Origin of the sequence: Brasilonema octagenarum UFV-OR1 (assembly GCF_963888615.1) — a bacterium.
Lineage (GTDB): Bacteria > Cyanobacteriota > Cyanobacteriia > Cyanobacteriales > Nostocaceae > Brasilonema > Brasilonema sennae.
The window spans coordinates 39,177-47,926 of sequence record NZ_CAWPKW010000261.1 but is presented as its reverse complement, the minus strand read 5'-3'; the positions used below and the strand labels follow the sequence as shown (position 1 = coordinate 47,926).

At 38.9% G+C, this 8,750-nt stretch carries 6 protein-coding genes and 2 pseudogenes; 4 read left to right on the top strand and 4 right to left on the bottom strand.

The genetic code is table 11. The features are described from left to right. Window positions 1-196 precede the first annotated feature (196 nt). The 4 genes and pseudogenes from AC5590_RS21530 to AC5590_RS21515 form a co-directional block, all read left to right on the top strand. Window positions 197-1,429, top strand: coding sequence for a DUF445 domain-containing protein (locus AC5590_RS21530; protein ID WP_171978080.1), 1,233 nt, complete (start codon window positions 197-199; stop codon window positions 1,427-1,429). Between the two features lie 267 nt (window positions 1,430-1,696). Then, complete coding sequence (locus AC5590_RS21525) at window positions 1,697-1,825, top strand: hypothetical protein (protein ID WP_256379315.1); 129 nt, start codon at window positions 1,697-1,699, stop codon at window positions 1,823-1,825. A gap of 443 nt (window positions 1,826-2,268) precedes the next feature. Then, the gene (locus AC5590_RS21520; protein ID WP_248277243.1) at window positions 2,269-2,484 is read left to right on the top strand and encodes a hypothetical protein; all 216 of its coding nucleotides are present in this window, start codon (window positions 2,269-2,271) and stop codon (window positions 2,482-2,484) included. A 249-nt stretch (window positions 2,485-2,733) separates the two neighbouring features. Next, a pseudogene (locus tag AC5590_RS21515) lies at window positions 2,734-2,961 on the top strand (DapH/DapD/GlmU-related protein); the annotation flags it as partial. 131 nt (window positions 2,962-3,092) lie between these two features. Here AC5590_RS21515 and AC5590_RS21510 read toward each other — a convergent pair. From AC5590_RS21510 to AC5590_RS21495, 4 genes and pseudogenes are all read right to left on the bottom strand, one after another. Continuing rightward, entirely contained in the window at window positions 3,093-4,544 is a 1,452-nt protein-coding gene (locus tag AC5590_RS21510) for a VanZ family protein (RefSeq protein ID WP_169265462.1), read from the bottom strand. Window positions 4,545-4,547: 3 nt separating this feature from the next. After that, window positions 4,548-5,717, bottom strand: coding sequence for an acyltransferase family protein (locus tag AC5590_RS21505; protein WP_169265461.1), 1,170 nt, complete (start codon window positions 5,715-5,717; stop codon window positions 4,548-4,550). A gap of 613 nt (window positions 5,718-6,330) precedes the next feature. After that, window positions 6,331-6,462 (bottom strand): hypothetical protein, encoded by a 132-nt coding sequence (locus AC5590_RS21500; protein ID WP_256379316.1) that lies wholly within the window; start codon window positions 6,460-6,462, stop codon window positions 6,331-6,333. A 229-nt stretch (window positions 6,463-6,691) separates the two neighbouring features. Further along, a pseudogene (locus AC5590_RS21495) lies at window positions 6,692-8,198 on the bottom strand (SulP family inorganic anion transporter). Window positions 8,199-8,750: the final 552 nt, after the last annotated feature.

Below are 8,750 nucleotides of genomic sequence, written 5' to 3'. Positions count from 1 at the left end.
GCGGAGGGAGACCCTCCCGCAGCACTGGTCTCACCTCCTGCAGCGCTGTCTCACCAGATACCTCTGTCGGGAAACCCTCATCAAGTACTGGCTCACGCCACATGCCTCAACGCGCTTAACCCGCGCACGGCAGTGGCTCCCCAACGCACTGCCTCACCGCAACGCAGTGGTTCCTAATAAGTAATGACTAATGACTTTGGATTGGTCTCATCTTTGGCTTTATGTCTCTCCCCCAATAGTGGGTGGAATTATTGGCTACTTCACTAACGATATAGCCATCAAAATGTTATTTCGTCCCTACCGTGCAATTTACATCGGTGGACGAAAGATACCTTTTACACCTGGATTGATTCCCCGCAACCAAGAACGGCTTGCTAAGAATGTCTCAGATACGATTATGGGGTCGCTACTGACACCCCAAGAGTTGCAAAAACTAGCGCGGCGATTGTTGCAAACAGAACGCATCCAAGGAGCAATTCTCTGGATCTTGCGACTGGCAATTGACCAACTAAAATCCGATAAAGAGCAGAAAACTGCTAAAATATTGTCGGGAATTTTACGGGATTTGTTAGGGGAATCCTTACCGCGTCTTTTGAAGGTGTTGGCGCGGCGGGAAGACTTTTTAGAGGCGCAAGTTAATCAAATTTTTGACCAGATATTACTGGACTTTCAATTAACCGACGAACAAGCCACTCGTCTGGGTGATTGGTTGTTACAGGTTGTCATACCGCCGGACATTTTGCGACTAGCAGTTATTGACTTTTTGACGGATCGCACGATTCAAACTATTGACGAAAGTTTTCGGGAAAAAACCAGCGGTACTTATTGGGTTGTGGCAAATCTGTTTGGTTTACGCAATACTTTGACGCGCCTACGGACTTACTGCTTGGATGAGAAAGATGCTACCAATACTCGCTTGCAGGAATTGATTCAACAGTTACAGCTGCGGGATCGCCTTAAGCAACTTCTACAAAGTTTTTCTTTGGAAAGTTTACCAATAGGTACAGTACGACAGCTGCGAAAGACGACACGCGAAACTGTCCGTAATTACGCGCAAACGCGTGGTAGTGACTTACTCCAAGGATTAGGTAGTTCCGTTGACTGGGAAAATGTCGCTATGTTGCTGGTGAATCGCCTCAGTTCCTCTCCTGTTGTGAATGCTTCACTCGAAGTAGTCAGTAAAGAACTGGCTCTTGTTTTAGAGCGGTATTTTGAGAAAGACTTGGAAGCAATTGTAGCTCAGGCAATTCCCATTTTGGCAATTGACCAAGTGATTGTTGACCGCGTGAAATCAACTTCACCTGCTGATTTAGAAGCAGCAATAGAAGGGATTGTTAAAAATGAGTTGCAGGCAATTGTGAATTTGGGCGGCATTTTAGGCTTTGTTGTTGGATTGGTGCAAACAACGTTTTTGTTATTTGCTCAATAGACTTTTTGCTACAAGATTATTTTTCAGCAAATACAGTTGCTAATGACAAAATTGATCACCAAGGCAAGAGACGTTGTATGAAATGTCTCTATATGTTGGCTCCCTACATCATTCAAGTGGGTTTAGCTTACGATGAGAGGAGAGCGTCAATATAGGTCTTTGGTGTGATGCAATTTGGTATATCATAAACATATAAATGATAGAAGTCACAAAAAATCGTGCCATTACTAAGTGATCTAATCAGTTGAAAAACTATCTGTGTGCAACATGATGAAAGCAGCACAATTCAAAAACTGGCTCCAACAAAGCCGCTATGGCAATGGAGGAAGTGCTTATTTGTTTGCACCGATGGTGAATTTTAACGTGATGGCAGAAGTCGGAGATGCTCCCCCCTAGTACTAGTTACACCTGATTATAAACATCAACAGAAACTCAATAACAATCAGATGTGTTTTTCTGTAAGTGCATGGAGAAAAAAATGAGCTTCATCCTATCCAATCTGATCTTGAATTGTTGTGTTAAAAATCAGGTTAAAGAATTCCATCGGGTGAAATAAATTATAGCTTTTGGGCAAGAAGTAACTTTCCTTTTCAACAGGAATGTCACCAGTAGGCGATAAGCCGGAGGCTTGACGCTACGCGTATCGCAAACTTTGATTGGCATAAAGCAACTAAGGATGTGCGGGAAGTTCTCTTATCCTCAACTATGGAGTAAGAAAAAATAATTTGTATCAGGGATATATTTTAGGGCAAATTAACCAATAATTTGATGTTTTAAGCAATCAGTTAAAAAACAGAACTCTAATTTAGATGTCGTCTACCAAGTAAAAGGTCAAAACTATGACAGTTCAACAACTTGAGCAACAACTTGATATTGACCAATTGTCTACTACGTCACCTACAATTTGGTCACGCACCATAGAGTTGGCCATAACTAGTCTCATGGGATGGGTTCCTCGTCCCGTTGGTGTTCTATTGCGGCGGCTATCTTATCGTCCAATATTTGCTCGCATGGGTCGAGGAGTTTACATTCACACAGGAGTTGAGCTTCTTTGAGGCTGTTCGATTGAAGTTGGTGATGATGTTAAAATTCTGCGAGACGTATTCTTTGATATGAGAGCGCCAAATAGCTTGTTACGTATTGGTAATAAGGTTTGTATTGATCGCGGTGTTGATATCAAAGCGACTGTTTCTGATTGTCTGATTGATATTGGTGATGGTTCCTATTTAGGTCCCTACGTTTGTATGGCTGGTCCTGGTCATATAAAAATTGGTAAGGAATGTCTGATTGCATCTCATACAAGCATTTACGCTAACAATCATAGAGAGCATGGATTAAGCCGTGAAGGGATTGAAATTCAAGACAAATGTTGGATAGGTTCTGGAGTTAGAATTTTAGATGGAGTGACTATTGGTAAAGGAAGCGTCATCGGTGCTGGAGCAGTTGTTAACAAAGATATTCCTCCTTTTTCCATAGCTGTTGGAGTACCAGCAAAAGTCATTAAAGCTAGTAAGGGAAATGGCACTGCTTGAGGATTTATAATTCGGACTAGAGTATTTTCGTTAAAATGAGTGCAGGTACTGTTGTCAAAGCTTTTTGTTTTAGATACAACAGTACATCTCTATTAAAGAAGAAGTCAGCAGACAGAATAAAAAAACTCAATTTAAGGCTTCTTTTTAAGCAATGCTGAAGCCCGTAATCTTAATATCAGCATAGTTACACCTGTAAAGAACATACCAAGCAATATATTTTTTAAACTGATACTCTTGCCAGTATTAATTACCAAAATTCTTTCCACTATTAGAGAAGGTAGTAATATCCCACTAAAGAGTAAAAACCTATAAAAACTTAACTTTTTAATTTTCAGAATAGTAAGGAGTGTTAGGCAAATTCCTAAAGGGATAAAAGTTAACGCATAGTAAAATATCTTCTGTTCTTTTGGAACTAATTCTAGTAAATTAAAAGAATAAAAATTCTGTAATTTGTCTATATATACTTGGATATTTGCTTGAGAGTAAGTGATGACTATTTTATGGGGATTAGTATCTGTAAAAAAATTAGGTACACTGAACTTTAAATCTGCCGCGTTTGCTCCAGTTATTGGTGTTCGTATCCGCAAGTCCAGGTTAGTTTCTTGCTGTCCTAGGGTTAAATTACGATGAAGAGTACTACTTGAAATTGAAAGAATGCGCGCAGGTCCAGTCTGAACTCTATCAGCGGTAGCAACAGTAGTCATTATTGTAAATTGAGAGGATTCACGTATCCTTTTGTTCAAATAGGTAGTAGGAGTTCTTGTTTTTAGCCAATGGCTCGAAGTTAAGGCAACACCTTTCTCATCTGCAATATTTGGTAACTGTCCTTGCGGCGAGAGTTCAGGAAGTTGCCCAGTACGATCTTGATAACTTGTGTTATTGATTAACTGATAGGAAGCTATCAGATAATTTCTAATAGTGTCAAAGTCATTTTCACTATTCAATAATCGTGATATATCACTTTTAGCAATTGCTTTATCAGCAATATGCATTTCTGAAATATAGCCTTGCCAAGGTCTATTACCTGTTTGCTCATTACCAAGCATTAGCGGATAATTCAGACTCCAATTACTTAGCTCTATCGAATTTTGCCAGAGAATGGAAATCAGAAATGAAAGAAGTATATATCCACTAAACAATAACGTTATCTTTGTAATAGAGTTGCCAACTCTACTGTTTTCTACACGCGACCAGATGTATATAAAGTGTTGTGAATGCCACAGATAAAAGCAAATTATACCTACGAATCCACCTGTGGTATTGTTGACAATATCTGCAGGTGTAGGTGTTCTTGAAGGTAGAAAAACTTGCAGAAATTCAACTATTGATGATAAGCCAGCGCTGATGAGTATCACTATTAAAAATACACTCATCAATTTCATCATTTTTCTCTGCGAAAGAGCAGTTAAACCGAAACCTAAAGGCATAAACAATAAAATATTGTTTACCAAGTCTCCAAAAGAACTCGTATTGTCGAAACTGGCTAAAATTAATTGTGGAGAAAGACTGTCTGGAAAAGAAAAATTAAAGGGAAAAAGTGTAGCTATGAGCACTACTAATATACTAAAAATGACTAGAATCATACCTCAGTTTGTTGAATTTTTCAGTTTGTGTTCTTTTAAGAAATTGGATGTGAATGGTCGCTCAAAAACTAAATAAAATAAATAACCAACAAGTAACGAACTTCCTACACTCAATAGATACAATGTTACTGCGAACACCACTGGAGACATTTTTAGGGTAACAAGCCAGTGGTTCACTAATGTTTCTACTGGTCCGTGAGTCAGATAGAGACTGTAAGAAAAAGTTGAGAGTGCGATCGCCCAAGGATGCTCAAGTAGCTGCATAACTAAAGGTGGCGTTTTGCGCAAAATCACAATTTTTGTGCAATAAATTATCAAACAAGCAGCCGCTATACTAGCAAAAGTCTCGAAAATCCAAGCATCAATTCCGAATTTCTTCCACTCAGTGATGACAGCAATACCAGCAAAAATTGTAGCAAGTCTACCCCAAGGTAAAGATTTTCTGAGTTTCACCAGTTGTGGCTTTTGCGAAAATGCAATCTCGGCTGCAGCCATTCCGATAGTAAATGAACCCACAAACCAAGGACGGCTAACATCCATATAACCATTCAATAAATAGTGAGGTGTTAGCCCAATTAAAAAAGCGAGTGCAATAACTGACAACAAACCCCAACGCCGTAATACAGGAAGAAAAACCAGAGGAAATAAAAAGTAAATCTGCCATTCTAAAGCGACACTCCATAATGGCACATTCATTACATAAACATCCGTTCCTGGAACAAAATTGTAAATGACTAGAAAGTGCAAAATCACATCTACAAAAGAAAATCGAGGAGAGAACCAGTCGAATTTCATTTCATACCATTGGAAAGTAGTAAATCTCTCTAAACTTAATATGACCACAGCTAATAAGCAACATAAAATAACTGCTGCGTAAAAAGGTGGTAAAATTCTTCGCGCTCTTCTTTTAAAGTAATCCAATAAGTTTCCGGGAATATAACCTGTTTGAGAGCGAGTGACTGGCAGCATTAAACAGTAGCCAGAAAGTACAATGAAAACTGCAACACTAAAAGAACCATATCTCATGAGTTTTGTTGGCAACATTATCCACAAAGGTAAGTTCTCCCCTAGATGCGGTAAAATGTGACAAGATACGACATATAATGCAGCTAAACCACGCATACCATCTAAGAAAGAAAGACGGATTTTTGGTTCATTAGTTGTCTTCGTCATTTGATTAATTCAATTAATACAACAACGTGTGTTTTAATAGCTTTGATTGCTGTTAATGCTATAAATCATCGTGCTGATGTTATCTCCAATGGAGATAACCATCAACATTTTTGTACAGCATTTTTTATGAGTTTTTATGTCAACTCATATCATCTTTTTTTTGCGTCTTGAAATCGCAAAGAAAATTTTCTTAAATGTTTGAATTATCAAACATTAAGATTTAGCTTAATAAATTTTAAAATGCAGATATTGTTGAGTTGTTAGATGTAACTGCACAAGAAATACTCTGTTTCACAAGTAAATCCTGTCGCTAGTATTGAGCGTTCACATCTATGTTTAAAATCAAACAAACTACTGTTTGTCTTTCAATCTGATTCACAACTGAATATCAACGCTTCGCAGCAGCACTAATCATCTAACTCTCAATTTGTACTAGTGAGTCGATTAACAAGTGATGTGAATTCAGGTATTCAGTTATCGAAAGTCAAAGCAGCTATTTCAACTCAATTGAATCTATTGAAGCTATTCCAAAAAAGAGCTACATCTTTTACTTCATCAAAATTCAGTTATTGAGTCTCTGATAAAATTTCCAATCAGAGATAAGCACATCTGATCAAGGAGGAGTATCTCCAACATCAGCCATTACGTTGAAGTCAACCATTGGAGCGAATAAGTAAATACTTCCTCGACTACTATAACGGCTTTTTTGCAGCCAATTTTTGTCGTTTGCTGCTGTTGTAATCATGATGTGCCAAGATAATTTACATATTTACTAAAGCGCCTTTTTACTGACACAAGTAGCGTACTGTCACCATGTTATGAATGAAATGACGAAAAATTTTTCAAGAAACCGTAAATTTTTTCCAAAAATTATGAAGATTTCAAAAAAAACGACATACTTCCCTGTCTTTCATTATTTATCATGTAGAAGCTGGCAAATTGGAACAAAACCACCTGATTGTGCTAGTAATAATTTAGTGGTTATTAAGGTTTTCTAGGGCACCCGGTTTATTGTGAATAGCTAGCTTTTCTAGCAATGTAGCACTCGCTTCATTCAGTCCTACTAAGTCTACTTTTACACCTTTTCTGCGAAACTTAATCACAACTCTATCAATGGCTGCAACTGCTGCTTGATCCCAAATGTGAGCATGGGTCAGGTCAATTTTTACACGTTCTAATTCTTCTTTAAAATCAAAAGCGGCAAAAAACTCTTCCACCGATACAAAGAAAAGTTGACCGGAAACGCTGTAAATCCGAGAAGTTTTCTCATCGCTAAGAACTGTGTCTACAAACACAATTTTCCCAATGTTGCGGGCAAACAAGACAGTACTAAATCCTACACCTACGACAACTCCAATTGCTAGGTTGTGTGTGAGTACAGTCATGAAAACAGTTGTAATCATGACAGCAGTTTCACTTCTCGGTATACGGTGTAAGTTGATTAGAGATGACCAACTAAAAGTTCCAATCGAAACCATGATCATCACTGCAACTAGGGACGCCATTGGTATCTGCCGTACCCATTCACCTAATACCAAAATGAAGAACAATAACAACACTCCAGCACATAAGGTAGAAAGACGACTGCGTCCCCCAGATTTGATATTGATGACCGACTGACCAATCATTGCACAGCCTGCCATCCCCCCAAAGCATCCTGTCACAATATTGGCAATACCCTGACCTACAGCTTCTCTATTTTTATCACTTGGGGTATCGGTCAGTTCGTCGAGTAGTGACGCAGTTAACAATGACTCCAGTAATCCCACTACAGCCAAAGGTAATGCATAGGAAAAGATAATCGAGAGTGTCTCAAAGGTCAATGGAACCGTAGGTAAGCTGAAAATGGGAAAGGTAGTAGGTAATTCGCCCATGTCACCTACTGTAGGAACCTTGATCCCCGTGAGGATAGAAAAAGCTGTCAAAACAACAATTGCAACTAAGGGTGAAGGGACTGCTTTGGTGAAGCGGGGTAGTAGATAGATAATGCCAAGACCCACAGCAAGCATGATATAAACTTGCCAGGGTACCCCAACCAACTGAGGTAACTGAGCCATAAAAATCAAGATTGCCAAGGCATTAACAAAACCGAGCATAACTGCTCGTGGCACATACTTCATTTGGCGACCGAGTTTGAGCTTGCCACAGATAATCTGAATCACACCAGTTAGAATAGTCGTTGCAAACAGATATTGCAGCCCATGTTCTTTGACTAATGTGGTCATTAACAGCGCCATTGCTCCTGTCGCAGCAGAAATCAGCCCAGGGCGTCCTCCTGCAAAAGCTGTCACTACTGCTATGCAAAACGAGGCGTATAGCCCGACTTTAGGATCAACGCCTGCAATAATTGAAAATGCGATCTGCCCAAGGCAGTAGCGAAGCTATCGCCTCCGGAATCAGCGCTAGCGCTACTACAGTACCTGCTAGGATATCTGCTTTAGTGTTGGAGAACCATTCTCGTTTAAAAACGGTTGTATTCAAGTGTTCCTCTGCTATTTAGGTATGAAATATTTAGAGCTAATTCCGAATCCAAAATTCAGGAGTCAGAATCAAGAGTATGTGGATTTAAAGCTCAACGAAAGTGAACAACGCGGCTATACTCTACTTGGGGAGCTACTACGTTGGGGAGGCGCTGCTACATCTTTTACTGAGTGAAGTAGCTTGATGATTAGAAGCATTATAATGCAGGGAAAAATGGTTTGAGCTTCACTTGTTTAGCGATCGCTGCAAAAGCAAAAAATTCAGTTATCGGTGCGAATGCTATAGTTATCCCTGCTAAAACTTCACTTCTAATATTAGAAACCTCTAATTTTTTAGACTGTATTCAATTTAGGTTCTGTAGTTATGCAGTTAAGAATACAGCCACTTCAATCAAAAATTATATTCTTGATTGAGAGACTAAAACAGAAGTGAAATTTAGTCACTTTCACCAAGATATAATGAATGATTGAATTGTTCGTATTATTTACAATTTCTTGCTAGCACATCAGGGGGGAGCATCGCCAACTTCAGCCATGATGTTGAAGTTAACCA

Bases quoted from the DNA above. Each gene is read 5' to 3' on its own strand.
- AC5590_RS21525 (WP_256379315.1), top strand. From the start codon at position 1,697: ATGATGAAAGCAGCACAATTCAAAAACTGGCTCCAACAAAGCCGCTAT.
- AC5590_RS21520 (WP_248277243.1), top strand. From the start codon at position 2,269: ATGACAGTTCAACAACTTGAGCAACAACTTGATATTGACCAATTGTCT.
- AC5590_RS21510 (WP_169265462.1), bottom strand. From the start codon at position 4,544: ATGATTCTAGTCATTTTTAGTATATTAGTAGTGCTCATAGCTACACTT.
- AC5590_RS21505 (WP_169265461.1), bottom strand. From the start codon at position 5,717: ATGACGAAGACAACTAATGAACCAAAAATCCGTCTTTCTTTCTTAGAT.
- AC5590_RS21500 (WP_256379316.1), bottom strand. From the start codon at position 6,462: ATGATTACAACAGCAGCAAACGACAAAAATTGGCTGCAAAAAAGCCGT.